Here is a 24,681-nt window from a genome sequence, read left to right as displayed (position 1 = left end):
CTACGGCTGAGTCGTGCTCAGCGTGAACGTCAGCGTCTTGCTGTACGCGCCCGTGCGGAGCGCGTCGTTGGCGCCGATCTTCTGCGAGAAGGTGATGTCCACCTTCTCGTTGGAGGTCGGGCCGGTCCAGCTGGACTTCGAGAACGCGACCTGCAGCGGCTGCGGCAGGGAGAACGTCCCGTTGGTCAGGTGACCCGGGTCGCTGACCGTCAGCGACGCGTCACCGGCGGTCGAGATGACGTTCGCGTCCGTCTTGGCCGTGTACGTCTTCTCCACGCCCGGCGTGAACGCGCCGAACGTGGCCGGAGCGCCCAGGGACAGCGACAGCGTGGCCGGAACCGCACCGCCCACGTCGCCGTTCGCCTTGGTCAGGGTGGTCGTGACGCCGTTGCCGCCGAACTCCGCCCAGTTCAAGTTGAACAGGTTGTTGCCCGTCGCCCCGTTCGTCACCGTCCGGAACACGAAGAACAGCTCGTGCGTGCCGGTCAGCGAGATCGGGAACGTCTGCGTCGACCACGTGCCGGTCCCGCCCGTGGAGACGAGGTTGGCGGTGGTCACGATCGGGCCGGTGATCGAGTCGGCGCGGACCTCGATCGCGGCCAGCGGCGAGCCGGCCGTGCGACCCGCGGCCGCGTCGGCCACCCGGAACGAGAGCGAGTCGATCTGCTGCAGGTTCAGCGGACCGTTCAGCTGCAGCCACTCGCCGGCGCCCAGGTTCGACCGGTGGAGGCCGGCGATCCCGTCGGTGTTGGTCGCCGTCGCCGTGCCGGACTGGTTGACGACGAACTCGACCTCGGTGTGCTTCTGGCGGATCGTCACCTGGCTGGTGGTCTCCAGCGACGGAGCGCCCGGCGCACCCTTGTCGGCGTACGTCGCGCTGATCACGCCGAACACGTTGCCGCCGTGATCGACGTCGTCCGCGATCGTCTCCAGCAGCCCGCTGCAGCCCGTCGCGCTGTTCTCAGCGTGGCCGTGCGTGTCGTGGCCGAGCACGAACGTCGTGACGACGTCCTTGCAGTCGATCGTGCCCTCCTCGGGATCGGTGACCGTGACCTTGTAGCTGATCACGTCGCCGAACTTGAACAGGCCACCCTGGATCGGCGCCTCGACCGTGACGGTCGGAGCGGTGTTGCCGGCCGTGATGACGGTGGACGTCGCCGTCTTCTTGCCCGACGAGTCGATCACGTTCAGGACGGCCGTGTAGCGGCCGGCCTTGGTGTAGATGTGGCTCGGGTTGGCCTCCTCGGAGATCGGGGAGCCGTCGCCGAAGTCCCACTCGTAGCGGATCGAGTCGCCCGGATCCGGGTCGCTCGAGGCCGAGCCGGTGAACTGGACCGTCAGCGGCAGCGCGCCGTCGGTCTTGTTCGTGCTCAGCACGGCCTTCGGCGCGCGCTGGCCCTTCACGTACTGCCACTTGTACAGGCCGGCGTCGCCGTTGATGGCGAAGAAGCCGTCACCGTACGTCAGCAGGTACAGGTTGCCGTCGGCCCCCCACTGGAGGTCCTCCGGGTTGTCGCACTCGAACTCGAACGGCGCGGTGGCGACGCCACCGAAGCCGGCGACCGCACCGCAGTCCAGCGCCGTGTTGATCTTGAAGACCCGCTTCTGCGAGTCGAGCTTGATCTCACGCATGGTGTCCTGCGTGAACTCGCCGAGGATGATCGAGTCGTCCCAGTACGGCGGGAACTTGGCCGGGTTCGGGTTGGCCGCGCTGTAGTTGTACTTGGCCGCGCCGTGCGGGCCGACCTGCGCCAGGCCCGCGTACAGCTCCGGGAACAGGCGCGCGCACTCCGTGGTGGAGCCCGGCGCGATCGGGCCCGGGGTCGGATCCGAGTACTCGGGGCACGGCGTGCCGAGCGGCTGCGGAACGGCCGCCGACGGGTTGTCGCGGTACGAGTACCAGATCTCCGGATCGGTCACCGGGGGCAGGTCGGCGAGGCCGGCCTCGTTGGCCGGGCCGCCGTCACGCACCCACTTGGACTCGTTGCGCACCGAAGCGCCGGTGCAGTCCCACTTCTGCGGCGGGTCGTTGAGCGGCACGCCGAGCGCCGGACTGGTGGGGTTGTAGTTCGGGATGAACTCGGAGTAGCTCCACTTGTAGTAGCTGAGCTTCTTCGAGTAGCACATCGGCCAGCCGTAGTTGGACGGCTTGCGGACGATCTCGACGCGGCCGGTACCGGCCGGGCCGCGACCGCGCTGCGGGGACTGCGCGTCGGGCGAGTAGTCGGTCACGTACGCGACGTCGTCCTCGTCGACCTGCAGGCGGTAGGGGTTGCGGAAGCCCATCGCGTAGACCTCGGGACGGGTCTTCGCCTGCGGCTGGCCGCCCTGGAGCGGGAACAGGTTGCCGGCCGGGATCGTGTACGCGCCGCCCGAGCCGAGGTCGGCCTTGTTGAAGTCGGCGGCCGGGATCGCGCCGTCCTTGACCTTGATGCGGTTGACCTTGCCGCGCAGGTCGTTCGTGTTGGCGGCGCCGCGGCGGGTGTCGCCGATCGGGTTCAGGAACCAGCCGCCCTGCTGCGTCGTGGCCGCGGTGACCGTCGGCGAGTTGCCGGTGAGGCCCGCGCCGTTGATCGTGACCTGCTCCTGGTCGGCCTGCTGCAGCCCGCGCCGGAAGAACACGTTGACGACGGCCGCGTTGGCCGTGCTGGCGCCCGACGCCTGGACGTTGTTGGCGCCGACGGTGGAGAGCGCCTCCAGCGCGGCGTCGACCTGGAGTGGCGTCGCGTTGTAGGGCAGCGGCGCGGTCGTCTGGCCCTTGAAGGACAGCGTGAACGTGCCACCGGTCGCGTTGGTGTTGCGCACGGTCTGCTGCTCGTCGGTGAGCTGATCGTTCATCGGGGCCCAGCCGGCGCCGTTGATGCCGTTCGCCTCGTTGTCATCGCCGGTGACGAACCACAGGTTGTTGTGGGAGTCGAAGTCGATGTCGCCCGCCACGTGGCAGCACTGCTGGCGGTTGTTGGAGACGCGGAGGATCTGCTGCTCCGAGGTCAGGTCGAGCCGCGGCGGATTGGTGCCGTCGCCGTCGATGAACTTGAAGCGGGAGAGCTGGAAGTAGCCGACGTACGGGTCCCACGCCGTCTTCGACGCCGCGCTCGTGGGCGGGGTCGTGTTCGGGGTGGTCTGCGTGACGATCTCGCCCGTGGAGAGCTTGACGTCGGTGACCGTCTGCGGCGAGTAGTAGAGGTAGACCCAGTGGTTGGTGGCGAAGTCGTTGTCCACCGCCGGGCCGTACAGGCCGTCCTCGGAGTGCGTGTAGATGCGCTGCGTGGTCGGCAGGCTCGTCGACGAGAAGTCGGCGATGACCTGCGTCGTGCCCTTGACCGGGTCGTGCAGGCGCAGCTCGCCACGGCGAGCGGTCTGGATCAGGCGGCCGTCCGGCAGCTGGTCGAAGCCGATCGGCTCGTTCAGGTTCGGCGGGGCCGAGACCTTGACCTGCTGGAAGTTCTTCAGGACGGTGGCGCCACAGTCGCTGTAGGCCGGATCGCTCTGGCCCGCGGCCCAGCTGATCGCGCCCTTCAGGTGCGTCTGCCACTGCGCGTCGAACGACGACGCGTCGGTGCCGAGCGCGGTGTAGAACGAGCGACCGCCGTTGAAGTCCTTGCAGAAGGACACGGGGTGGTTGGCGCCCATCGTGCCGCCGGCGATGCCGTCGAGCGTGTTGCCGCCCGGCTGCGGGCCGAACGGGTCCTCGACCACGGTCGCGAGCACGTGCGACAGCCCGCGGACGTTCGTCGAGAAGTTGTACCAAGCCTCGGTGCGATCCCAGTACTCCGGCAGGTTCTTCGTCGCATCATGAACGCGGTCGAAGACCTTCACGGTGCCGCTCTGGGAGCTGGTGCGGCCCGAGGACCGCGTGCCGAGCACGTTCGTCAGGAACGCCCAGCTCGAGTCGGTCTCGACGGCGGAGCCGATGCCGACGAAGCCGCCGCCCTTCTTGAAGTACGCCTCGAAGTTCGCGCGCTGCGCGTCGTTCAGCGGGCTGGCCTGGCCCGTGTTCAGGAAGACGACCGTGCGGTAGGCGTCCAGGCCGGCCGGCGTGAACTGCGCGCCGACCTCCGCCGGGGCCGGCGCGGTGACCGTGCCGGCGCTGCCGACCGCGTTCGTGATCGCGCTGATGCCCGCCGTGGACGCGGCGTCCTGCGTGCTCGTGACCACGAGCACCTTGTACGGGTCGGCCGGCGCGGCCTTCGGTTGCGCTGCCGCCGTGGCGGGCGCTACGAGGGCAAGGCTCAGTAGAGCCGCACCCAATCCCCTCTTCATGCTTTCTCCTCTGTGTGGGTCGATGCGCCAGTGATCGACTGGCGGAACTCACGGATGCCCTGACCCAGTGAGCGCCCGGCGGCGGGAAGCCGCTTGGGGCCCAGGACGAGCAGGGCGACCACGAGCACGACGACGAGTTCCATGGGGCCGATGTTCGGCATTGGGGGCTCCTGGGTTACGGGGTCGTCGTGGACAACGTGAAGGTCAGCGTCTTGGCGTAGACGCCGGTGCGGAGCGCGTCGGTCGCGCCGATGGCCTGCTTGAACGCGATCGTCGCGGTGTCGTTGCTGACGGGCGAGGACCACGTGGTCAGGGTCAGCGGGGTCCCGCTCAGCGCCGCGAAGGCCGCTGCCGGAGCGCTCACCGTGGTCGCCTTCGCGAGCAGCGGCTGCGGCAGCGAGAACGCGCCGTTGACGAGCTTGCCGGGGCTGACCGCGCTCGCGTCGGCGACCGACAGCGTCGCGTCCGCGGCGGTGCTGATCACGTTCGCGTCGACCGACGCCTGGTACTCGGCGGCGAGGCCGGGGACGAACGGGCCGAGCACCGGGCTCCCGCCCTTGAGGCCGAGCGAGAGGGTCGCCGGCACGCTGCCGCCGACATCGGTCTGCGGCGGCGGCGGGCAGCCGCCCCACGCGATCGAGTCCAGGCCCGCGGGCAGCGCGCCCTTGTTGGTGATCTTGCCGGTGGCCGTGTCGACCGTGACCAGGTTGGCCGCGCCGCCGAAGTCGTTGACGACGCCGTAGAGCGTCGAGCCGTCGCAGGCGAAGTCCGCGCTGGAGATCAGGTTGCCGGTCGAGTTCGGCGAGCCGGTGATGCGCACGCCCTTGGCCGCCGCGCCCGTCGCCGGGTTGAGCGTGTAGAGGCTGCCGGAGTCGCCGTCGAGCGCGGCCCACAGCCACCCGTTCTTGTCGAACGCGAGGCCGTCGCCGTAGGTCACGCCGAGGTTGGACTCACCGGTCTTGGTGATCGCGCCCGTGCCCTTGTTGATCGCGTACAGGTCGTCGCCCGTCTCGTTCCAGCCGTAGAGCTGGCCGAGCGCGTTGAAGGCGATGTCCTCGATCTCGTTCGGGCCGAGCGAGCCGACGACGGTGCTCGCGCCGGTCGCCGGGTTGATCCGGAGCAGCTGGCGCTCCTTGCCGTCCAGGTACACGCCGGCGGTGACGCCGTAGAGCTTGCCGCCGTCCGCGTTGTCGACCGCGAGGCCGGTGATGGCCTTGCCGATCGAGCCGATGCTCGTCGTCGCGCCGGTGGCGGGATCGACGGTGTACAGGTTGGACGCCGGCAGGCTGTCGTCCTCGGCGACGCCGGTGGCGCCGTAGAGGACGGGCGCCGCCGACGCGGTGGACGCGCACAGCGCCCCGGCCGCGAGCAGCGCCCCCGCCGTGGCCGTGAAGGCCTTCAGTCGGCTAGGCATTGTTCTCCTTGGAAACGAAAAGTCGGGAATGGTGGGCCCGCTCGCGGAGGCGGACGAAGAGCAGCGCGCTGCCGAAGATCGCGATGAAGACCGCGAACGGCGTCAGGCCGCTGAGGTCGTAGCCATCGCCGGCAGGCTCGGGCGGTGTGAGAACCGGGACGCTCGCGGCCGCGACGGTCGCGGGCAGCGGGTGCCCGGCCGTCTCCGCCAGCGTGCGGACCGCGGTGGTCGCGGCGGCGACGAGCTGCTCGCCGTCGGTACCCGTCGGCAGGTCGAGCCGTTCCGCGCCCGGGCCGGCCACGCCGACGCCGTACGGGGACACGATCACGACCGGACCGACCAGCTTGACGTGCGAGCGCTCGAGCTCGGTGGCGACGAACGTGGCGTACCGCTGGGGGTGCTGGAGCATGTCCGGCGTGTCCATCACGTCGGACGCGTCACCCAGGATCGAGACCTTCATCGGGTAGCCCGCGGCCTTCGCCGCGTCCAGCAACCCGATCAACTCCAGCTCGGTGTCCTGGGACGCGCGCGCCCCGAACCCCGGGTAGAAGTCACCCGTCTCGAGATAGTGGGTGGACGCGTCGCCGTGCGCGAGCGCCGCGGCGGGCACGCACAGCAGGGCCAGCACCGCGGCCACGATGAGCCGCATCGGTCGCATCTACTTCTGCCCGAGCAGGAGCTTCGCGCTGTACTTGGCGTGGCGCAGGCTGCGGCCCGGGTCGGTGGCCGGCCCGGGGCCGCTGTCGGACTCGACGATGTGGTACGCGAAGCCCTTCGCGCGGTTGGCCTTCACGTCGGTGAACATCCGCCGCAGGCCCCACACCTTCGGGTCCGGGCCGGGCTGGGCCGACGGCGCGGTGGCACCCGGGTCGTAGCCGTAGGCGCGCGGCGACGTGCCGGGCTGCGCGGCCGCCTGCGCGCCGTTGCCGATGTGGCCCTCGGTCGAGTAGATGACGTCGACGCCACCCGCGAGCGGGAAGCCCGGACGGACCTTGGTCTGCTCGAACGGGTTGCCCGGCGCCGCGACCGGCGTGGCCGCGCGGACGGCGTCCTTGACGTGCCAGCCGACCAGTCGCTTCCAGTTCTTGGTCATGTACGGCACCGGGTCCCACAGCGACCCGTCGACCGGGTCGGGGAAGCGCCCGCGCGCGTTGTACATGTGGAACGTGTCCGGCTCCAGGAACACGTAGCGCGGGTCGGTGTTCTCGACGAAGAAGTCGATCCGGTGCTTGCGCGCGAGCTCCGGGTGCGCCGCGTCACGGATGAAGTCCCAGTTGTTCTGCTCGGGATGCAGGTACGCCTTGATCCCGTAGTTCTCCATCAGCAGCGCGCCGAGCTTGTTGTAGTTCTCGCACGCGGTCTGCCAGCCGGCGAGCGTGTTCGCCGCGTTGCCGCTGACCGGGTCGCCGGCGGTGCCGAGCATCCGGTGCCCGAGCGCGTCGGCGATCGCGAGCTGCGTCTGGCCGTTCGTGCTCAGACCGCCGGTCGTGGTGTTGAGCAGGCCGAGGCCGCCCGTGTGCGTGCCCACGGACTTCAGGCCCGCGGAGTCCAGCCACTGCTTGATCAGCGTGTTGCCGGGGTTCGCCCCGCCGGGGTTCCCCGCGGCCTGGGTGAACTGGTAGAACTCGAACCCGCCGTAGCCGCACTCGCCCAGGAACTGGAACACGGCCTGGTAGCCGCCGGGCAGCGGCACGAGCGGGCCGAGGTCGGTCGGGTCCTCCGGGAAGTTCGGCCCGCCGAGGTACCCCATCACTGCCTTGTCCACCCGCGTGATCGAGTCACGGATGGAGAAGTGCTGCGCCGCGAGCGTCTGCTTGAAGACGATCGGGGCGTTCGGGCCTCCGGGGCGGCTCTGCGCCCACGGTGCCCACGAGCCGAGGGCCGCCGTCCCGGCGACTCCTGCGGCGGCCATCAGGAACTTACGTCGATCCAGGCGGAGCTCTTCCGAGTTCACGGCCATCTATCTCCTCGCTGCCCGCGACATGGACAGGGGGCATCGCGGCGCGGGCATGGCGCCGTACGCGGTCACTCCATCGACCGTGCCCTCTTAACCCTTTTGTATGACAACGCGCCAGAAGCGCGTCCCAGACCCGGCGCAACTATCTGCTTACACGTGATGTGTTGTCAAGTCCAGGTCCACCGACCGGGTCACATCTCTCATCGAGTCGGGCAAAAGTGGCGACGTAGCGCCAAAGTGGCCGCGCGGATCATGAGAAAGGCGGGGCACTGGACATACTCCGCGGTCGTGGAACCCCTCCGCGCCGTGATCGCCGACGATGAGCTGCTCCTCCGCGAAGGGGTCGCGCGCGTGCTCGAGGAGGCGGGGATCGAGGTCGTCGCCCGGGCGGCCGACGCGCCCGAGCTGCTGCGGCGGGTGCGCGGGCACAAGCCGGACGTCGCGATCGTTGACGTGCGGATGCCGCCGGACCTGACCGACGACGGATTGCGGGCGGCGATCGAGATCCGGCGCGAGCTGCCCGAGGTCGGCGTGCTCGTGTTCTCCCAGCACTTGGTCGAGCGGTTCGTCACCGAGCTGATGGGTGAGGACGCGCGCGGTGTCGGCTACCTGCTCAAGCACCGGATCGCGGACCTCGGGTACTTCGTGGACGCCGTGCGGTCGGTGGCGCAGGGCGGGACGGCGCTGGACCCGGAGGTCGTCGCGCGGATGTTCGGGCGGCGCCGGCGCGAGGACCCGCTGGAGGCGTTGACGCCGCGTGAGCGTGAGGTGCTCGCGCTGATGGCCGAGGGGCTCTCCAACCAGGGCATCGCGGAGCGGCTGACGGTGCAGCCACCGGCGGTGGAGAAGCACGCGACCGCGATCTTCAGCAAGCTCGGCATCGCGCGTGACCGCGCCGAGAACCAGCGCGTGCTCGCGGTGCTGGCGTTGTTACGCGCCGCCCGCTAGGGGGATCACGCCCCGCACGCGGCGGTCGGCGACCTCCAGCGCGCCGCCGAGGACGGCGAGCCGGTCCTGCAGGCCGCGCAGGCCGGAGCCCTTGGCGGGGTCGGCGCCACCGCGGCCGTCGTCGGCGACGTCGATGATCAGCGTGTCGCCCTCGCGGCGGATCGTGACCTCGGCGTGGGTGGCGTCGGCGTGCTTGAACACGTTCGTGAGCGCCTCGGCGACCGTGAAGTACGCAGCGGCCTCGACGGCTGGCGGGAAGCGCTCCTCGGTGACGTCGAGATGCACCGCGATCGGCGCGCTCGCGGTCAGCTCCTCCAGCGCGACCGCGACACCGCGGTCGGTGAGGACGAGCGGGTGGACGCCGTTGACGAGGTCGCGCAGGTCCTGGATCGCCTGGCGCGCTTCGGTCGCCGCGCGGGTGAGCGCGTCGGTCGCGCGGGCCGGGTCGCGCCGCGCCTCCTCGACGCTGATCAGCACGGACACGAGCCGCTGCTGCGCGCCGTCGTGCAGGTCCCGTCCGATCCGCCGGCGCTCCTCGTCGGCGGCCTGGATGATCCGGGCGCGCGAGAGGCTGACCTCCTCCGCCGCGAGGCGCTCGCTCACGTCGCGGAAGACGACGACCGCGCCGCGCCCGTCGGGCGTGGCCATCGGCGAGGAGACGTAGCTCACCGGGACGAAGGAGCCGTCGCGGCGGATGAACCAGTCGAGCTCGACGCGCACGGTCTCCCCCGTCGCCCGCGGGCGCAGCAGCGGGCATTCCTCGGCGGGGAACGGGCTGCCGTCGCGGTGGTGGGAGTGGATCGTGGCGTGGCTGTCGACGCCGAGCAGCTCGAGCTCGTCGTCGTAGCCGAGCACGGTCAGCGCCGCCGGATTGACGAAGCTCACCTCGCCCGCCGCGTCGACGAAGTAGACGGCGTCGGCCAGGCTGGCCATCAGGGCTTCGGCGAGCGGAAGGTCGGTCACGTGGGAAAACCCGATGGTCGGCGGCGCGGGCAGCGTCGATCCTAGGGACATGGCGCCGACGCTGACCTTCGTCTTCGACCCGCACCACCCGCGCAGTGCCGCCGCGGCGCCGGCGGTGCTGGAGCTGTGGCGCTCGCACCGGGCGCGGGTGCGCTTCGAGGCCGCCCACGCCGGCACGGCGACCGCACGGCTCGGGCTCGGCCACGACTCCGAGCGCTCGGCCCGCGCGTTCTGCGCGCTGCGCGCGGCGGCGCCTTCGCTCGCGCTGCCGATCGCGGTCGAGCTGCACCGCGGCGAGCGGCTCGGCCGTCGCGTGCTGGTCGACATCGCGCTGCGCGTGGGCCTCGACCCGGCGCGCGTGTTCGACGAGCTCCGCCATCCGGCGCGCCGCGAGCGGGCGCTGGCCGAGCTGCAACGCGGCCGGTCGCTGCAGCTCGGCGACGGCCCGACGCTCTTGTTCGAGCACGAGCACATCGTCACGCGGGTCCCGCTGGAGGACGGCCCGCTCGCCGCCCTGGTCGAGCCGCTGCTGCTCAGCGCGTGGCCGGAGCCGCGACGGGTCGCCGCGCCCGCCGCGGAGCGCGCGCGAACACGAGCAGCGCACCGATGAGCAGCGCCGCGGCGCCGACGTGCAGCGCCGCTTGGAAGCCGTCGACGAGCACCAGCGGGTCCGTGTGCGGGCCGAGGTGGCCGACGTGCGAGGCGAGCGCGGAGCCGAGCACCGCGATGCCCAGCGCTCCGCCGACCTCGCGCGCCGTGTCGTTGACGGCCGACGCGACGCCCTGCTTGTCGTCCGGGAGCGAGCCGACGATCGCGGCGGTGGCGGGCGGCGCGGCGAGCGCCATGCCGCTGCCGAGCAGCACGAGCGCGCCGAGCAGCGTCCAGTAGGACGCGCCCGTGCTCATCGTCGCCGCGACCAGCAGGCCGAGCGCGATCAGCACGAGCCCGGTCGGGCCGACGCGACGGACGCCGACGCGCTCGACGAGCTTCGGCACGCGCGGGGCGAGCGCGACCATGATCGCGGCCGCCGGCGCGAGCGCCGCGCCGGCCTGCAGCGGCGTGTACCGGAGCACGAACTCCAGGTACTGCAGCAGCACGAAGATCACGCCGAAGAGCGCGAAGAACTGGACGAAGACCGACAGCGAGCCGGACGCGAACCCGGCGAGCTTGAACAGGCGCGGGTCCAGCATCGGCTGCTCGCGCGTGAGCTCCCAGCCGACGAACGCGACGAGCAGCGCGACGCCGACCATGAACGCGGCGAGCACCGGCGTGGACGTCCAGCCGTGGTTCGGGCCCTCGATGAAGCCGTAGACGATGCCGGCGAGGCCGAGCGCGGACAGGCCGGCGCCGACGCCGTCGAGCGCGGATCCGCCGGCGACGCCCGCCCACACGCCGACGGCACGATCGCGCGTCTGCGGCGGGAACGTGGCGGTGATGATCGACAGCGTGGTCGGCATGATCATCGCCGCGCCGACGCCCATCACGGCCCGGACGGCGATCAGCGTGGTGGGGTCGCTGAGCTGGGTGGCGACGAGCGCACCACCCCCGAAGATCGCGAGGCCGATCAGCAGCACGCCGCGGCGGCCGAAGCGGTCGCCGATCGCGCCCGCCGGGAGCAGCAGCCCCACGCGCCAAGAAACCTCACGCGCTACAGATGAACTTCTCGTCCGGTTCAGGGCGCGCGGTTTCTTCCGAGAACCGACCTTGGATGCGCTGTCTGGATGTACTGATCGCGGACGACCACCCGCTGTTCCGGTTCGCGATCGCGAGGACGATCCAGGCGCACCCGGAGCTCGAGCTGGTCGGCGAGGCGCGCGGTGGCCGCGAGGCGATCGAGCTGGCCCTCGAGTACCGCCCGGAGCTGGCCGTCGTGGACGTCGAGATGCCGGGCATGGGCGCCGTCGACGTGCTCAAGGCGTTCGCCCGCGAAAGCCTCCACACCCGCGTGCTGTGCCTCGCCGAGGACCTGGACTGCGAGACGGTCTACGCGCTGGTCGAGGCCGGTGCGCACGGCGTGCTCGACAAGAGCGTCACCCGCGACCAGATCCTCGACACGCTGCTGCGCGTCGCCGCCGGCGAGACCGTGCTCTCGTCCGACGCCCAGATCGCGCTCGCGCTCGCGGTGCGGCGCCGCCGCGAGAACCCGCCCGTGATCCTGACCGTGCGTGAGCTGGAGATCCTCCGCTTCCTCGCCGCCGGCCGCTCCACCCCGGCGATCGCGGCCGAGGTCTACCTCAGCCCGTCGACGGTCAAGGGGCACCTGCAGCGGATCTACGAGCGGCTCGAGGTCTCCGACCGCGCCGCGGCCGTCGCCGAGGGCATCCGGCGCGGCCTGATCGAGTGATTGCGCGTCGCCGCGTGGCGCGGTTATATTCCGCTGAGTGAAGCGCCTCGCCGACTACTTCCTTGGCAGCCAAAGCCCGCGGGCCATCGCGGCGCTCGTCCTCGGCGCGATCGTCCTCGTCGGCCTGCTCGTGCTCGACAACCCGCGCGTGAACGCCGTCGGCGGCGTCGGCGTCAGCGTCAGCTGGCTGTGGATGCTGCACAGCGGGATCGTGCGTCCGCCGGATCCGCTCATGACCGCGGGCATCGTGATCGTCGCGCTCGCGTTCATGATCGGGGGCGGGTACACCGTCGCCACCGGCGACGAGTTGCCGGGCCGAGAAGTGCTCTTCGCGGGTGGGATCGTGCTGGTGGCCGCCGGGCTCCTGCGCTTCCGCCGCCGGGCCGGCGCCGGGGCCATTCACGCGTGGGTTGCCGGCTACTTCGACTCCCTGACGAGGGTGTTCGTGCCGCCCGTGCCGCGTGACTAGCTAGATCACCTGGACCGGCGTCCCGATCGACACGAAGTCGTAGACGTACTTGGCCTCTGGCAGTGGCAGCCGCGCGCACCCGTGCGAGGCGGGCCGGGCGGGGACGTCCGCGTAGCCGTGCAGCGCCCAGCCGCCGACCCAGTACGCGGCGTAGGGCAGCCAGGTCTTGTACGGCACCGACCAGGACTTGACCTCCTTGCGGTAGATCTTCCACTTGCCGGGCGGGGTGCCGATGTCCGGGCTGTCGCCGCCGATGCCGGTCGAGGTGTGGATCGCGCGCACGACCTTGCCGCTGTTGATCAGCAGCACGACGCCCTGGGCGCGGTAGATCTCCACGCGCCGGCCCTTGCTCGTGCGGTCCAGCGGGAGCGGCCGGCCGGCGGACTGGAGCTTGGCCAGCGTCATCGGCCCGACGACGCCGTCACGGTCCAGCCCGGTCCAGGCCTGGAAGGCGAGCACGGCCTGCATCGTCCGGTAGTCGAACGCGCCCGTGATGGCGCTGGTCGGCAGGTAGCCGAGGGCCGCGAGCTTGGTCTGCACGTCCTTGGGCTTCGCGGGCGCCGGGACCTTGCGGGCGGGCGGCTCGGGCTCCACGTACGGCTCGGGCCCGAAGTCCTCGCGCGTGTACGTCTTGCCGTCGATCTTCACCTCGTCCTCGCCGGACGCCGTCGTGTAGACGACCTGGGCGCGCGCCGCGTAGTCCTTCAGGTTCGGCGTGAAGTCGATGCTCGTGCCCTTGACCTTCGCGGTCACGCCCGCCGGGAGCGTCGTGCCGTAACCGGCCGGAGGGCCCGCCATCAGCGCCTTGAGCGCCGGCTCGACGCCGATCGGGAGATCCCGCTCGACGTAGGCGAGCTGCTCGCCCTTCGTGAAGTAGATCCGGGCCGTGGCGGCCTGGGCGGCCGTCGGAGCGGCGAGGAGCACGACGGCGGAGAGCAGGGCGGCACGGAGCATCCGGCGAGTGTGGCGATCACTTCGGACGTTCACCACCTTCACTCGAGCCGAGTGGAGAGCACCGCGAGGAGTCGTTTGCGGAGCTTGGCGTCGCCGCCGAACACGACCAGCCAGCCCGTGCCGACCCGCCGCGTGCTGAGCTGGAAGTGCTCCGGCAGCGGCGCGGCCGGCCGCGTGTGGTCGATCGCGTCCACGAGCACGGCCGCGCGCAGTCGCGTCTTGCCGATGTAGAAGACGGTCGTCGCGCAGCTCAGGAACGCGGGCTCCTTGACCACGGGCGGCGTCGTCGGGAAGCGCGTGAGCAGGTTCGCGGACACCGCACGCAGATGCGGGAGCGCGCCCGCCCGGATCGCGCACGGCTTCCCCGGCGGGTCGTCCGGGTCGACCTTGTCCACCGGATACCGCGCGAGCCCTGCGGCCCAGCTGCCCTTCGGGTCCTCCGAAGCCATCGCGCTCCCGGCCGCGTCGAGCACGACAGGGCTCACCGGCTCCGCGCCGCTCGGCGCCGGCCCGCCGGCCGCGTTCGGCGTCGGCGTGCTCGTCTCCGCCGGTCCGCCGGTCGCCGCCGGCGTCGGCGTGGTCTGTGGCTGCACGGACTCGCGTTCGGTGTAGACGGCCAGTTTCCACGCGTCGGGGACGCCGCGATCCGGGCGCGGCGTGATCCGCCGGTTGCCGACCACGACCGTCGCCGCGCGGCCGTCGACGACGAGCGCCGTGAGCGAGCGCGAGCCGTAGCCGATGCCCGCGCCCAGCACGACGCCGCGGTCCGGCGACGCGGCCGGCCCGCAGCCGTTGCCGCCCGTGGACACGGTCTTGCCCCGGTGCACGACGACCGTCATGCACCAGCCCACCTTCCCGGCGGTCAGGTCCGGGCGCATCGCGGCGCGATAGTCGAACTGGGTGCCCGGTAGTGGCGCGCGGAGCGGCTTGGACGGCTCGTCGCGCACGACCACCGCGGTCGCCGTGGCCGCGCCGCCGAGCGCGAGGAACACGCCGCCGATCGCCCAGGTCGCGCGGCGCCGCCGACGCCGTCGCAGCGTCAACGCCTCCCGCACACCGGACTCGAACGTGTCGAACGGATCACGCATCGTCGCCCTCCAGTCCGGCTCGCAAGCGCGCCAGCCCGCGGTGCACACGCTGCCGCACGACCTGCTCCGAGCACTCCAGCACGACCGCGATCTCCTCGTAGGGACGCTCGTCGACGACCCGGGCGAGCAATGCCGCGCGGGTCGGCTCGGGCAGCTGCGCGAGCAGCCGCGCCAACGCCGGTCCGCCCGCCGCCGCGCGCTCTTCCACCCGCGCGAGCGCCTCGTCCTCCAGCGCGACCGGCTCGAGCCCGAGCGCGCGGCGCGCCTCGTCCTCCACCCGCCCGCGCCGCAGGCTCTCGCGCAGCTTGTTGCGCGCGATCCCGAACAGCCACGCGGCGGGCGGCCCGTCGCCGCCGTAGGTGTCGGCGCGCAACGCGACCACGGCGAACGTCTCCGCGGCGAGGTCGAAGGCCAGCTCGGGCTCGGGCACGCGGCGCCGCAGGTACGCGACGACCGCGTCCAGATGCGCGCGGTAGAACGCGGAGAACGCCCGCTCGTCACCGCGGGCGATCCGCTTCAACAGGTCCCGATCGTCGGCCACCACCCTGATCGTTGCGCGAGCGGCCCCGCGCGTGACACCTACTGCTCTTGGGCAGCGAGCACGCGGCGGCCGGGCACGGTCACGACGTAGGCCTGGCCCGACTGCTCTTCGACCAGCCCCGCGTCGATCAGTGCGCGGAGCGCCGGCGCGGGCGGCTTGCCGTCCGCCACGCCCTCGGCCACTCCACGAAGCATCAGGGCGTGCGCTGAATCAAGCATCGCCCAAGCGTACGCCCTCCGGCGATCAGCGACGAACCGCCACGACCTCCAGGTACTCGGCCGGCACGGCGATGCCGCCGTCGCGACGGCGCGCGCAGCGCTCGACGACCGCGATCAGGTCGCGCTCCAGCGCCTCGGCTCCGGCCTCGCCGACGGCCTCGAAGGCCTTGAGCGTCGGTCCGTAGTAGGTGCGCATGGTGGTGATGAACTCGGCCGCGTCGCGGAAGCGCCACATGAACATGCGCCGGCGCGTGCGGATGGAGTCGACCTCGTCGCCGAGCAGCTCGGCGACCCCGGCCTCCGTGCCCCAGAACAGCGGCGACGGCACGCCGGCCGGCGGCGGGACATGGGCGCCCGTCGCGCGGAACAGCTCGCCGAGGAAGCCGTCCGGCGTCCACGCCGCGAGCGCGATCAGCCCGCCGGGGCGGCACACGCGCACCAGCTCGGATGCGGCCTGGTGCTGGTGCGGCGCGAACATCACGCCGAACACGGAGGTGACGGCGTCGTACTCGCCGTCCTCGCAGGGCAGCGCCTCCGCGTCCGCCTCGGCGAACTTGATGTCGAAGCCCTCGGCCGACGCGCGCTCACGGCCACGCTCGAGCAGGCCGGGCACGTAGTCGGTGCAGGTGACGTCGCAGCCGCAGCGGGCGGACGCGATCGCCATGTTGCCGGTGCCGCCCGCGACGTCCAGGACGCGGGAGCCGGCGACGAGGTCGGCGCTGTCGGCAAGGCGCTCGGCGACGACGTGGATCAAAGAGGCGATCACACCGAAGTCGCCGCTGGCCCACATGGCCTGCTGCTTGCGCTTGACCGCGGCGAGATCGATCGTCTCGAAGGTGAGTGACATTGGGGGAGCTCCATGACGGTGGGGAGGAAACGTCGCGGCGGATGGTCCCCGGACGCGGTTTCAGCGCGGTAACACCGAGTCCGATACCGTCGAGCCACTGGGCATCGAATTCCGCATCCTCGGACCGCTCGAAGTCCACGCCGACGACCGCCCGCTCACCGTGGGCGGGGCGCGCCAGCGGGCGCTGCTGGCGCTCCTGCTGCTGCGCGCGAACGAGACGCTGAGCCCTGACCGGCTGATCGACGAGCTGTGGGGCGAGCATCCGCCGCCGACCGCCGGGAAGACCGTGCAGGTCTACATCTCGCGCCTGCGCAAGGCGCTCGGCCCGGACGGCGGCGTGACCACGCGCGAGCACGGCTACGAGCTGCAGGTCGATCCCGAGCAGCTCGACGCGCACCGCTTCGAGCGGCTCGTGGCCGAGGGCCGCGCGGAGCTCGCGGAGGGCCGCGCGGCGCGCGCCGCTTCCACCCTCGAAGGCGCATTGGCCCTGTGGCGCGACACGCCGCTCGCCGACCTCGCCTTCGAGCCGCCCGTGCAGCGCGAGATCGCGCGCCTGGAGGACCTGCACGTCGACGCGCTCGAGCTGCTGACGGACGCCGAGCTCGAGCTCGGCCACCACGCGCACCTGGTGGAACGTCTCGAACGCCTCGTCGCCGAGCACCCGTTCCGCGAGCGCTTCCGCGCGCAGCTGATGCTCGCGCTCTACCGCTGCGACCGCCAGGCCGACGCGCTGCAGGCCTACCGGGACGCGCGCGCCACGCTCGCGGACGAGCTCGGGATCGAGCCCGGGGAGCGGCTGCGCGAGCTCGAGCGCGCGATCCTCACGCACGACCCGCGGCTCGACCTCGCGCCAATCACGCCGGCCGCCACGCCCGAGCCCACCACCGCCGGCGCGTTCGTCGGCCGGGACGCCGAGCTCGCGGAGCTGACCGCCGGACTCGACGACGCCGCCGCGGGGCACGGGCGGCTGTTCCTGCTCGTCGGTGAGCCGGGGATCGGCAAGTCGCGGCTCGCGGAGGAGCTCAGCGCGCACGCACGCTCGCGCGGCGCGCTCGTCCTCGTCGGCCGCTGCTGGGAGGCGGGCGGCGCGCCCGCGTACTGGCCGTGGGTGCAGTCGCTCCGCGCGTACGTGCGCCGGGCCGAGCCGGAGACGCTGCGCGCGCAGCTCGGCCCGGGTGCGGCGGACGTCGCGCAGCTGCTGCCCGAGCTGCGCGACGTGCTCCCGGACCTGCCGACGGTCGCCGCGCTCGACTCCGAAGGCGCGCGCTTCCGGCTGTTCGACTCGCTCACGGCGTTCCTGAAGAGCGTCGCGGGTGCCCAACCCCTGGTGCTCGTGCTCGACGACCTGCATGCGGCGGACGAGCCGTCGTTGCTGCTGCTCCAGTTCCTCGCGCGCGAGCTCGCCCGCAGCCGCGTGATGGTGGTCGGCGCCTACCGCGACGTGGACCCGACGCTCTCGAACGCGCTGCGGACCGCGGTGGAGGAGCTCACGCGCGAGCCGGTCACGCGGACCGTCCCGCTCGCCGGGCTCGCCGAGTCCGACGTCGCCCGCTTCATCGAGCTCGCCGGTGTGCCCGCGACCGTGCTGGGCGCGTCCGTCCACACGGAGACGGAGGGCAACCCGTTGTTCGTCGGCGAGATCGTCCGGCTGCTCGGGAAGGAGCAGACGCTGACGATCCCGGCCAGCGTCCGCGAGACGATCGGCCGCCGGCTCCGGCACCTCTCCGACGACTGCAACGCGCTGCTCACGACCGCGTCGGTGCTGGGCCGCGAGTTCGACCTGCGCCTGCTCAGGCACGTGAGCGAGCTGCCGAGCACCACCGTCCTCGAGCTGCTCGACGAGGCCGCGGACGCGCGCGTGGTCTCGGACGTGCCGGGCGGCGCGCTCGGGCGCATGCGCTTCGCCCACGCGCTCATCCGCGACGCCGCGTACCACCGGCTCACGCGCGCCCGCCGGGTGGCGCTGCACCGGCGCGTCGGCGAAGGGCTGGAGGCCATCCACCAGGCCGATCTGGATCCGCACCTCGCCGAGCTCGCGCACCACTTCTCCGAGGCCGCCGCCGGTGACGGACCGGTGCGCGCCGTCTACTACGCCTCGCGTGCGGGCGCGCGCGCCGTGACGTTGCTCGCCTATGAGGAGGCCGTGCGGCTCTACGCGCTGGCGCTGGCGGCGCTCGACGCGGGCGGCGCGGCCACGCCCGAGCAGCGCTGCGGGTTGCTGCTGGTGCTCGGCGACGCGCAGGGCCGCCGCGGCGACGACCGCGGCGCGAAGGCGACGTTCCTGCAGGCCGCCGAGCTGGCGCGCGCGGCCGGGCAGTCGGAGCTGCTCGCGCGCGCGACGGCGGGGTACGGCGGGCGGTTCCTGTGGGCGCGCGGGCTCACCGACGAGCGGCTCGTGCCGCTGCTCGAAGAGGGCCTGGTGGCCGTCGGCTCCAGCGACAGCGAGCTGCGCGTCCGGCTGCTCTCGCGCCTGGCCGCCGCCCTGCGCCACGGCCCGACCCGGGAGCGGCGCGAGCGGCTGATGGACGAGGCGATCCTGATGGCCCGCCGGATCGACGATCCCGTCACGATCGCGTCGGCGCTGACCGCCGCCGAGTCGGCGTTGCACGCGCCCCACACGGCGAGCGCGCGACTCGCCAACGCGGGCGAGATCGTGGCGCTGGCCGTGCGTGCCGGGGATCGCGAGCGCGAGTTCGACGGGCACGAGCACGCGTTCTGGGCGTCCTGGGAGCTCGGCGATCCCGACCGTCGCGCGCGCGAGCTGGCGGAGATGGCGCGGGTCGCCGGCGAGCTGCGCCAGCCCGCTCAGCAGTGGATGCTCGCGGCGGCGCGCGCGACGCTCGCGCTCGCGCAGGGCCGCTTCGACGAGGCGCCCGCGCTCATCTCACGCGCGTACGAGATCGGCGCTCCGACGCTGGCGTGGAATGCGACGGCCGCGCGCGCGCTCCAGCGCTTCATCTACTGCCGCGAGCAGGGCGGGCTCGCCCACTACGTGCTGGAGGTCCGCGACCGCGAGGACGTGTTCCCGTCGCCGCTGGTGCACCGCTCGGTGCTCGCGCACGCGCTCGCGCACCTGGATCGCCTGGATGAGGCGGCGGAGCTCGTGGTCGAGCTGCTGGGCCATGACCTCGCGGACTGGCACGTCGACGAGCAGTGGTTCGTGAGCCTGTGCCTGCTCGCGGAGACGTGCGCGATGGTCGGCGACGTCGAGGCCGGCGCTGCGCTGTACGCGCTGCTCGAGCCGTACGCGGACCACAACGCGGTCGCGGTGCCCGAGCTCGCGCTGGACTCGGCGAGCCGGCCGCTCGGGTTGCTGGCGACGCTGCTCGGTCGCTTTGGCGATGCCGAGCGCCATTTCGCCGACGCGGTCGCGATGAACGAGCGCATGGGCGCGCGCGTGTGGCTCGAGCACACGCGGCGCGCTCAGGCGCTGCGACCGTAGACCACGAGCGCCCACAGCAGGCAGCCGAACGCGGCCGTCGACAGGACGACGCGCACGAGGTTGAACGCCGCCCAGCGCGCCTCGTGGAAGCGCTCGCGGATCGCGGCCGCGTCGTCGAGGTCCGTCGCGGCCTTGATCGCGTCGTTGAGCGGCACGTTCACCGCGAGCGTGATCACGACGACGATCACGTAGAGCCCGAGCGCGACGGCGACCCACGGCAGTGGATCGCGGCCGAGCTGCGTGAGCGTGGCGGCGAGCGTGAGCACGAGCGCGCCGAGGAAGCCGAAGAGCATGAACCAGGGGTTGATGATCGCCCGGTCGATCGACTGGAACGCCGCCACGAACGTGCGGTCGTCCGTGGTCTTCAGGCCCGGCATGATCGCGTGCGCGTACAGCGCGAACGCCCCCGTCACGAGGCCCATGGTGAAGGTCGCTCCGACCAGCGACGGCGCGCGTAGGAAGTCCATGTCGTGAATGGAATCGCGTTCGCGTGAGCGCGTGAATAGCTCAGGTGCGCGTATGCATGTGCGAGCGTCTACTTTCGGAGCGCGGCGGTCACGTGCTCGACCTCGGCGTCGCTGAGGTACGCGTGGATCGGCAGCGAGAGCACCTCGCGGCACGCCGCCTCGGCAGCGGGGCAGTCGTGCGCACCGCCTCCGAACACGGGCTCGCGGTACAGCGGACGGTCGTAGTGGATGCGCGTGGGGATCCCCGCGGCGGCCAGCGTGTCGGCGAGCGCGGCGCGGTCCGGGGTGCGCAAGACGTACTTGTGGAAGACGTGGTCGCGGCCCGGTGCGACGCCGACCGGGCGGTGCTCCGTGTGCGCGAGCGCCTCGTCGTAGGCGGCGGCGATCGCGCGGCGGCGGGCGGTCCAGGTGACGTCGTAGGCGAGCTTGTCGTGCAGCACGGCCGCCGAGGCGCTCGGCAGCTGCGAGTTGTACCCGAGCGTCGCGAAGCGCCCGTCCTCGTCGCGCCCGTGCCAGCGCAAGCGCCGGAGCCGCGTTGCGGCCTCGTCGTCGTCGCACAGGACGGCGCCACCGCTGCCGGGCGCCGCGATCGTCTTCGTCGGGTCGAACGAGCAGCACGACAGCCGGCCGATCGAGCCGGCGGACTGCGCGCCGAGTGCCTGCGCCGCGTCCTCGATCAGCACGGTTCCGTGCTCGGTCGCGAAGGCGGTGAACGCGTCGGGGTCCACGGTCTGCCCGTACAGGTCGACCGCGATCAGCGCCTTCGTCGCCGGCGTGCGTGCTGCGCGCGCGGCGTCGAGGTCCAGCCGCAGCCACGGGTCGACATCGACGAAGACCGGCATCGCGCCCGCGCGCAGCACGCAGGACGCGGTCGCGATGAACGAGATCGCGGGCACGAGCACCTCGTCCCCCGGCCCGACGCCTGCAGCCACGAGCGCGAAGAACAGCGCATCCGTGCCCGACCCGACCGCGACCGCGTGCCGCCGCCCGCAGCGCTCCGCGAGTGCCGCCTCGAACGCGGCGACCGCCGGCCCCTGCAACGCCTGCCCGGTGGCCAGCGCCTCGGCCATCAACGCGGCGTAGCGCTGGCCGTGCTCGGCCCACGTCCGCTGCGCGGCGAAGAAGGGCAGCGGCTCGCTCATGCCGGCGCGAGCGAGCGGGCGACGTCCAGGTGCGCGGCCAGGCCGTCCTCCAAGGCGAAGCGCGGCGCGAAGCCGAACGTCTCGCGGGCACGCGTGATGTCCAGCGTGCCCCGGCGCGGGTGCGGGCCGGGCGCGGCCGCCAGCTCGACCTCGACGTCGCCGCCCAGCGCGCGAACGGCGTCGATCGCGTCACGGAGCGACCGTGCGCGGCCCGCCGCGAGGTTGAACGTGCCGTGCTCGGCGGCCGGCGAGAGCGCCGCGTCGGCGAGCCCTCGGGCCACGTCGGTGACGGCGGTGAAGTCCAGTCGCGTGTCCGGGTCGGCGGTCAGCCGCAGCGGGCGGCCGTGGACCGCCGCGTCGACGAGGCGCGTGGCGAAGCGGCCGTGGCCGTCACCCGGCCCGTACACGGCCGACGGGCGCACGATCGTCCAGCGGGTGCGGGAAGCGCGGACGAGCCGCTCGGCCTCCAGCTTGCCGGCGCCGTACGGCTCGCGCGGCACCAGCGGGGCGGTCTCGGGCTGTGGGTCGCCGGCGAAGTCCCCGTAGACCATGCTCGAGGACACGTAGGTCAGCCGCGCATCGGGCGCGTGCCGCTCCACGCCCGCGAGGACGGCGGCGGTGGTCCCCACGATCGCGGCGCGTGCCAGCGCGGGATCGCGGCTCGCCACGCCGACCAGCGGGAGGTTGGCCAGGTGCACCACGACCTCCGGCTCGACCGCGGCCAGGACTGCCGCCGCGTGCTCGGCGGCCCCGTGCCGGAGCTCCACGTCGCCGAGCAGCATCCGCCTGCGCCACTCGCGCGCCCTGGCGGCCGCGCCGTCGGCATCCGTGCTCCACGTCCGGTCGTCGTCGAGCACGACGACGTCCTCCCCACGTCCGGACAGCTCGGAGGCGAGGTGAGCACCGATGAAGCCGGCACCGCCAATGAGCAAGACCCGTCCCAAGTCCCGCATGTTGCCATCATCCGCGCGTGCCCGAGCCCTATCCCGGCAACGTCTACAACAAGTACGACTCGCGCAACCCGCTGACCCGGCGCCTGGTCGCGCGGTTTCTCGCGGAGCTCGACGGGCTCGTCGACGAGCTCGCGCCGGCCGATCTGCTCGACGTGGGCTGCGGTGAAGGCGTCGTGACGGAGCACCTGGCCGCACGACTCCCGCCCGGGGCGCGTGTGGTGGGCCTCGACCGCGACGTGCCGAAGCTCCGCGCCGCGTGGGCGACCCGTGACGCTCGGGTCGAGCTGATCACGGGCGACGCGCACGCGCTGCCGTTCGCCGACGGCAGCTTCGACGTCGTGACGCTGATCGAGATGCTCCAGCTCGTGACCGACCCGGCGCAGGCGCTGGCCGAGGCCACCCGCGTCGCCCGCCGCGGCGTCGTCGTGACGGTGCCCGACGAGCCGCTGTGGCGGGCGCTCAACGTCGCCCGCGGCGCGTACCTGGCCGAGCGCGGCAACACGCCCGGCCACATCCATCACTGGTCGAGCCGCGCCTTCATGGCCCAGCTCGCGCCGCACGGCCAGCTCGTGACGGTGCAGCGCAGCCGCCCGTGGCTGCTCGCCGTGATCAGGTGACGCGCGCCGAGGCCTCCGACGCGGCCCACCCCGTGCGGGCGGCGACCGCGGCCTTGACCGTGCAGCCGCGCTTGGCGAGCACCGTGCGACTCCAGCGCCCGTCGGCGGTCGGCACGAACGTCGTGCGCTCGCGCTTGCCCGGGCACGCGACCGTCAGCCGGACCTTGCCGGGGAACGTCTTGGCGATCTGCCCGCTGACCTTCGCGCGCCCCGCGCGGGCCTTGCCGGCCTTCGTGGTCACGGCGCTCGCCCCGAGCACGGTGAAGCGATGCACCCACCGACCGTCCAGGCTCAGCGTGAAGGGCCCGCCGCAGCTGGACACCGGCTGTCCCTCGACCGGGGGCGGCGGCGCGGGGACGGTCAGGGTGGCGGACGCCTGCCACACGTACTCGCCGGGCGTCAGCGCCCAGTCGTTGCCGTTGGCGTCCGCGCCCCAGGTCCCCGTCGCCGGGTCGAACGTCAGCGGCACCGTCTCCACGACGGTCCCGACCTCAGCCGGCAGGGAGGCGCCGAGCGGCGGCAGCGTCGACGTGTTCATCCGCGCGATGCCGACCTGGGCCGGCGCGTACGTCCCGCTGTCGCCGAACTTGACGCGGATCGGCAGTGCCTCCCCGGTCTGGACGATCGACGCCGACTCGGCGGGAGCGACGACCTGTGCGTTGACGACCGCGAGCGAGCAGGCCTGCGCGCCGGCCGGGACGACCGTGGCCACGAGCACCGCGACGGCGGCGCCCCCGAGCAACTTCCATGTGCGTGCCATGAGTCACAAGATAATTCGCGGTGGCGCGTTCGAACTCAAGCGCGTGAAGAAGGTCGACTGGATGACCACGAGCAACCCGTTCGCGACCGCGAGGGCGATCCACAGCGCCTCCAGTCCCCCCGCGTCCGCGACCGGGACCGCGAGCACGGCCAGGACCCCGTAACACGCGGCGAAGCCCAACAGGCTCGCGGATGCCCGTCGCAGCCCGACCAGCCCGAACCCGACGACGGCCTGCACCGCGTCGGCGAGCACCACCACGGCGACGATCGGCAGCAGGTTCGTCACGGCGCGCGCCACGGCGGGATCGCTCGTGAAGACGCCGACGATCGGAGCGTGGAGCACGGCCACGAGCGCGCCGACGACCACGAGCGTCACCAGCGCGAGCTTGACGCCGTCGACCACGGGCGCGCGCCGGCCTGCGCGGTCCTCCGCTCGCGCAACGCGTGGGATCACCGCCTGCCCGATCGCCACCGCGGCCGCGAAGGCGAGGTTCGCCAGCGAGAGCGCGACGGTGTGCGCGGCGGCCGCGTCCACGCCCTGGCGCGTCACCGCGAGCGCCACCACCCCGAGGACCGCGAACTTCACGAGCACCGTCGCCGCGAGCGGGATCCCGACCCGCGCCAGCGCGACGATCGCCGCGACGGGCGGGCGCCCGATCCGCACGGCCGCGGCGCCGAGGCCTGCGGAGCGCGCGACCGTCGCGTGCACGAGGACGGCGTACGTGGCGGTCGAGGCGAGCATCGCCCAGCCCGTGCCGACGAGGCCGAGCGCGGGCACGAGCAGCAGCGTCCCGGCGACGCCGACGGCGGTCGCGGTCACGCCGGCCCGGAACACGAGGCCTGCCCGGTCGAGCGCGATCGCGACCGCCGAGCCCGTCGCCTGCACGGCGGTCAGCACGACGCTCGCGGCGAGCAGGACCAGCAGCGTGACCGGGACCTGCGCCACCTCCTCCGCGGCCCCGACGAGCCGTCCGACACCGCGCGTGCCGAGCACCGCCGCGGCGCCGAGCGCGCCGACCGCGAGCGCCAGCCACATCGAGGCCCGCAGGTTCGCGCGCAGCCGCTGCGGGTCGTCCACCGCTTGCGCGAGCGACGGCACGACACCGCGCTGCGCGCCCGTGACGACGGTCACCGCCGGGATGAACACGGCCATCACCGCGGTGAACCGCGCGAGCGCGGTCGTGTCGTAGTGCCCGAGCACGGCGGCGTCGACGGTCGCGCCGATGGTCGTGGCCACGACCGCCAGGTAGATCGGCGCCGCGCTGCGAGCGAGGTTGAGCATTGACCATCCACAC

At 72.8% G+C, this 24,681-nt stretch carries 23 protein-coding genes; 6 read left to right on the top strand and 17 right to left on the bottom strand.

The features are described 5' to 3' along the window. From OJ997_RS07095 to OJ997_RS07075, 5 genes are read right to left on the bottom strand one after another with little or no spacing between them, the layout of a single operon-like run. On the bottom strand, positions 1-4,263 hold the full coding sequence (locus OJ997_RS07095) for a ThuA domain-containing protein (protein WP_270024368.1): 4,263 nt from the start codon (positions 4,261-4,263) through the stop codon (positions 1-3). After that, a complete protein-coding gene (locus tag OJ997_RS07090; RefSeq protein ID WP_270024367.1) occupies positions 4,260-4,406 on the bottom strand; it encodes a Sec-independent protein translocase subunit TatA/TatB in 147 nt (48 codons plus the stop codon). Before OJ997_RS07090 ends, OJ997_RS07095 begins: the two co-directional genes overlap by 4 nt. Before the next feature lie 32 nt (positions 4,407-4,438). Continuing rightward, complete coding sequence (locus tag OJ997_RS07085; RefSeq protein ID WP_270024366.1) at positions 4,439-5,677, bottom strand: hypothetical protein; 1,239 nt, start codon at positions 5,675-5,677, stop codon at positions 4,439-4,441. After that, positions 5,670-6,326, bottom strand: coding sequence for a hypothetical protein (locus OJ997_RS07080; RefSeq protein ID WP_270024365.1), 657 nt, complete (start codon positions 6,324-6,326; stop codon positions 5,670-5,672). Before OJ997_RS07080 ends, OJ997_RS07085 begins: the two co-directional genes overlap by 8 nt. A gap of 9 nt (positions 6,327-6,335) precedes the next feature. Continuing rightward, positions 6,336-7,589 carry a sugar phosphate isomerase/epimerase family protein gene (locus tag OJ997_RS07075; protein ID WP_270024364.1) on the bottom strand — a complete coding sequence of 418 codons (1,254 nt, stop codon included), beginning with the start codon at positions 7,587-7,589 and terminating at the stop codon, positions 6,336-6,338. Between the two features lie 333 nt (positions 7,590-7,922). Here OJ997_RS07075 and OJ997_RS07070 point away from each other — a divergent pair, with 333 nt between their 5' ends. Beyond that, the gene (locus OJ997_RS07070; protein ID WP_270024363.1) at positions 7,923-8,582 is read left to right on the top strand and encodes a response regulator transcription factor; all 660 of its coding nucleotides are present in this window, start codon (positions 7,923-7,925) and stop codon (positions 8,580-8,582) included. Here the strand turns inward: OJ997_RS07070 and OJ997_RS07065 are convergent. Continuing rightward, positions 8,565-9,545 (bottom strand): PAS domain-containing sensor histidine kinase, encoded by a 981-nt coding sequence (locus OJ997_RS07065; RefSeq protein WP_270024362.1) that lies wholly within the window; start codon positions 9,543-9,545, stop codon positions 8,565-8,567. The genes OJ997_RS07070 and OJ997_RS07065 overlap by 18 nt on opposite strands. Positions 9,546-9,594: 49 nt before the next feature. Between OJ997_RS07065 and OJ997_RS07060 the strand changes: the two genes are divergently transcribed. After that, positions 9,595-10,155 carry a hypothetical protein gene (locus OJ997_RS07060; RefSeq protein WP_270024361.1) on the top strand — a complete coding sequence of 187 codons (561 nt, stop codon included), beginning with the start codon at positions 9,595-9,597 and terminating at the stop codon, positions 10,153-10,155. Here the strand turns inward: OJ997_RS07060 and OJ997_RS07055 are convergent. Next, complete coding sequence (locus tag OJ997_RS07055) at positions 10,079-11,173, bottom strand: MFS transporter (RefSeq protein ID WP_270024360.1); 1,095 nt, start codon at positions 11,171-11,173, stop codon at positions 10,079-10,081. The genes OJ997_RS07060 and OJ997_RS07055 overlap by 77 nt on opposite strands. A gap of 80 nt (positions 11,174-11,253) precedes the next feature. On the opposite strand from OJ997_RS07055, the gene OJ997_RS07050 reads away from it, so the two are divergent. After that, positions 11,254-11,889 (top strand): response regulator, encoded by a 636-nt coding sequence (locus OJ997_RS07050; protein ID WP_270024359.1) that lies wholly within the window; start codon positions 11,254-11,256, stop codon positions 11,887-11,889. Between the two features lie 37 nt (positions 11,890-11,926). Continuing rightward, positions 11,927-12,358 (top strand): hypothetical protein, encoded by a 432-nt coding sequence (locus OJ997_RS07045; RefSeq protein WP_270024358.1) that lies wholly within the window; start codon positions 11,927-11,929, stop codon positions 12,356-12,358. Here the strand turns inward: OJ997_RS07045 and OJ997_RS07040 are convergent, their stop codons facing one another. Genes OJ997_RS07040 through OJ997_RS07020 form a run of 5 tightly spaced genes read right to left on the bottom strand, consistent with a single transcriptional unit; the run spans position 12,359 to position 16,006 of the window. Continuing rightward, positions 12,359-13,312 (bottom strand): L,D-transpeptidase family protein, encoded by a 954-nt coding sequence (locus tag OJ997_RS07040; protein WP_270024357.1) that lies wholly within the window; start codon positions 13,310-13,312, stop codon positions 12,359-12,361. A gap of 38 nt (positions 13,313-13,350) precedes the next feature. Beyond that, positions 13,351-14,400: a hypothetical protein gene (locus OJ997_RS07035; RefSeq protein WP_270024356.1), complete on the bottom strand. Its 1,050-nt coding sequence runs from the start codon at positions 14,398-14,400 to the stop codon at positions 13,351-13,353. Then, positions 14,393-14,941 carry an RNA polymerase sigma factor gene (locus OJ997_RS07030; RefSeq protein WP_270024355.1) on the bottom strand — a complete coding sequence of 183 codons (549 nt, stop codon included), beginning with the start codon at positions 14,939-14,941 and terminating at the stop codon, positions 14,393-14,395. Before OJ997_RS07030 ends, OJ997_RS07035 begins: the two co-directional genes overlap by 8 nt. Before the next feature lie 38 nt (positions 14,942-14,979). Continuing rightward, positions 14,980-15,159, bottom strand: a complete 180-nt coding sequence (locus OJ997_RS07025; protein ID WP_270024354.1) for a hypothetical protein — start codon at positions 15,157-15,159, stop codon at positions 14,980-14,982. Positions 15,160-15,184: 25 nt separating this feature from the next. Continuing rightward, positions 15,185-16,006 carry a class I SAM-dependent methyltransferase gene (locus OJ997_RS07020; RefSeq protein WP_270024353.1) on the bottom strand — a complete coding sequence of 274 codons (822 nt, stop codon included), beginning with the start codon at positions 16,004-16,006 and terminating at the stop codon, positions 15,185-15,187. 160 nt (positions 16,007-16,166) lie between these two features. Between OJ997_RS07020 and OJ997_RS07015 the strand changes: the two genes are divergently transcribed. Next, positions 16,167-19,448 (top strand): AfsR/SARP family transcriptional regulator, encoded by a 3,282-nt coding sequence (locus OJ997_RS07015; protein WP_270024352.1) that lies wholly within the window; start codon positions 16,167-16,169, stop codon positions 19,446-19,448. On the opposite strand, the gene OJ997_RS07010 is transcribed toward OJ997_RS07015, so the two are convergent. The 3 genes from OJ997_RS07010 to OJ997_RS07000 all read right to left on the bottom strand — a co-directional run bounded on the left by OJ997_RS07010 (position 19,430) and on the right by OJ997_RS07000 (position 22,001). Then, a complete protein-coding gene (locus tag OJ997_RS07010; protein WP_270024351.1) occupies positions 19,430-19,915 on the bottom strand; it encodes an anthrone oxygenase family protein in 486 nt (161 codons plus the stop codon). The genes OJ997_RS07015 and OJ997_RS07010 overlap by 19 nt on opposite strands. Before the next feature lie 68 nt (positions 19,916-19,983). Then, a complete protein-coding gene (locus tag OJ997_RS07005; RefSeq protein ID WP_270024350.1) occupies positions 19,984-21,057 on the bottom strand; it encodes a DegT/DnrJ/EryC1/StrS family aminotransferase in 1,074 nt (357 codons plus the stop codon). Further along, the gene (locus OJ997_RS07000; protein WP_270024349.1) at positions 21,054-22,001 is read right to left on the bottom strand and encodes an NAD-dependent epimerase/dehydratase family protein; all 948 of its coding nucleotides are present in this window, start codon (positions 21,999-22,001) and stop codon (positions 21,054-21,056) included. Before OJ997_RS07000 ends, OJ997_RS07005 begins: the two co-directional genes overlap by 4 nt. A 26-nt stretch (positions 22,002-22,027) precedes the next feature. Between OJ997_RS07000 and OJ997_RS06995 the strand changes: the two genes are divergently transcribed. After that, entirely contained in the window at positions 22,028-22,627 is a 600-nt protein-coding gene (locus OJ997_RS06995) for a class I SAM-dependent methyltransferase (RefSeq protein WP_270024348.1), read from the top strand. Here OJ997_RS06995 and OJ997_RS06990 read toward each other — a convergent pair. Together OJ997_RS06990 and OJ997_RS06985 are read right to left on the bottom strand one after the other, a co-directional pair. Beyond that, entirely contained in the window at positions 22,620-23,387 is a 768-nt protein-coding gene (locus tag OJ997_RS06990; protein ID WP_270024347.1) for a hypothetical protein, read from the bottom strand. The genes OJ997_RS06995 and OJ997_RS06990 overlap by 8 nt on opposite strands. 3 nt (positions 23,388-23,390) lie before the next feature. Then, positions 23,391-24,668, bottom strand: a complete 1,278-nt coding sequence (locus OJ997_RS06985; protein WP_270024346.1) for an MATE family efflux transporter — start codon at positions 24,666-24,668, stop codon at positions 23,391-23,393. Positions 24,669-24,681 lie beyond the last annotated feature (13 nt).

It is taken from the genome of Solirubrobacter phytolaccae (assembly GCF_027587195.1).
Classification (GTDB): Bacteria; Actinomycetota; Thermoleophilia; order Solirubrobacterales; family Solirubrobacteraceae; genus Solirubrobacter; species Solirubrobacter phytolaccae.
This window is presented reverse-complemented; position numbering and strand designations above follow the sequence as displayed.

Coding starts and splice junctions, on each gene's coding strand:
- OJ997_RS07010 (WP_270024351.1), bottom strand. CDS start 19,915: ATGGACTTCCTACGCGCGCCGTCGCTGGTCGGAGCGACCTTCACCATG.
- OJ997_RS07040 (WP_270024357.1), bottom strand. CDS start 13,312: ATGCTCCGTGCCGCCCTGCTCTCCGCCGTCGTGCTCCTCGCCGCTCCG.
- OJ997_RS07050 (WP_270024359.1), top strand. CDS start 11,254: ATGCGCTGTCTGGATGTACTGATCGCGGACGACCACCCGCTGTTCCGG.
- OJ997_RS07005 (WP_270024350.1), bottom strand. CDS start 21,057: ATGAGCGAGCCGCTGCCCTTCTTCGCCGCGCAGCGGACGTGGGCCGAG.
- OJ997_RS07020 (WP_270024353.1), bottom strand. CDS start 16,006: ATGTCACTCACCTTCGAGACGATCGATCTCGCCGCGGTCAAGCGCAAG.
- OJ997_RS07085 (WP_270024366.1), bottom strand. CDS start 5,677: ATGCCTAGCCGACTGAAGGCCTTCACGGCCACGGCGGGGGCGCTGCTC.
- OJ997_RS07090 (WP_270024367.1), bottom strand. CDS start 4,406: ATGGAACTCGTCGTCGTGCTCGTGGTCGCCCTGCTCGTCCTGGGCCCC.
- OJ997_RS07095 (WP_270024368.1), bottom strand. CDS start 4,263: ATGAAGAGGGGATTGGGTGCGGCTCTACTGAGCCTTGCCCTCGTAGCG.
- OJ997_RS07080 (WP_270024365.1), bottom strand. CDS start 6,326: ATGCGGCTCATCGTGGCCGCGGTGCTGGCCCTGCTGTGCGTGCCCGCC.
- OJ997_RS07060 (WP_270024361.1), top strand. CDS start 9,595: ATGGCGCCGACGCTGACCTTCGTCTTCGACCCGCACCACCCGCGCAGT.
- OJ997_RS06985 (WP_270024346.1), bottom strand. CDS start 24,668: ATGCTCAACCTCGCTCGCAGCGCGGCGCCGATCTACCTGGCGGTCGTG.
- OJ997_RS06990 (WP_270024347.1), bottom strand. CDS start 23,387: ATGGCACGCACATGGAAGTTGCTCGGGGGCGCCGCCGTCGCGGTGCTC.
- OJ997_RS07075 (WP_270024364.1), bottom strand. CDS start 7,589: ATGGCCGCCGCAGGAGTCGCCGGGACGGCGGCCCTCGGCTCGTGGGCA.
- OJ997_RS07035 (WP_270024356.1), bottom strand. CDS start 14,400: ATGCGTGATCCGTTCGACACGTTCGAGTCCGGTGTGCGGGAGGCGTTG.
- OJ997_RS07025 (WP_270024354.1), bottom strand. CDS start 15,159: ATGCTTGATTCAGCGCACGCCCTGATGCTTCGTGGAGTGGCCGAGGGC.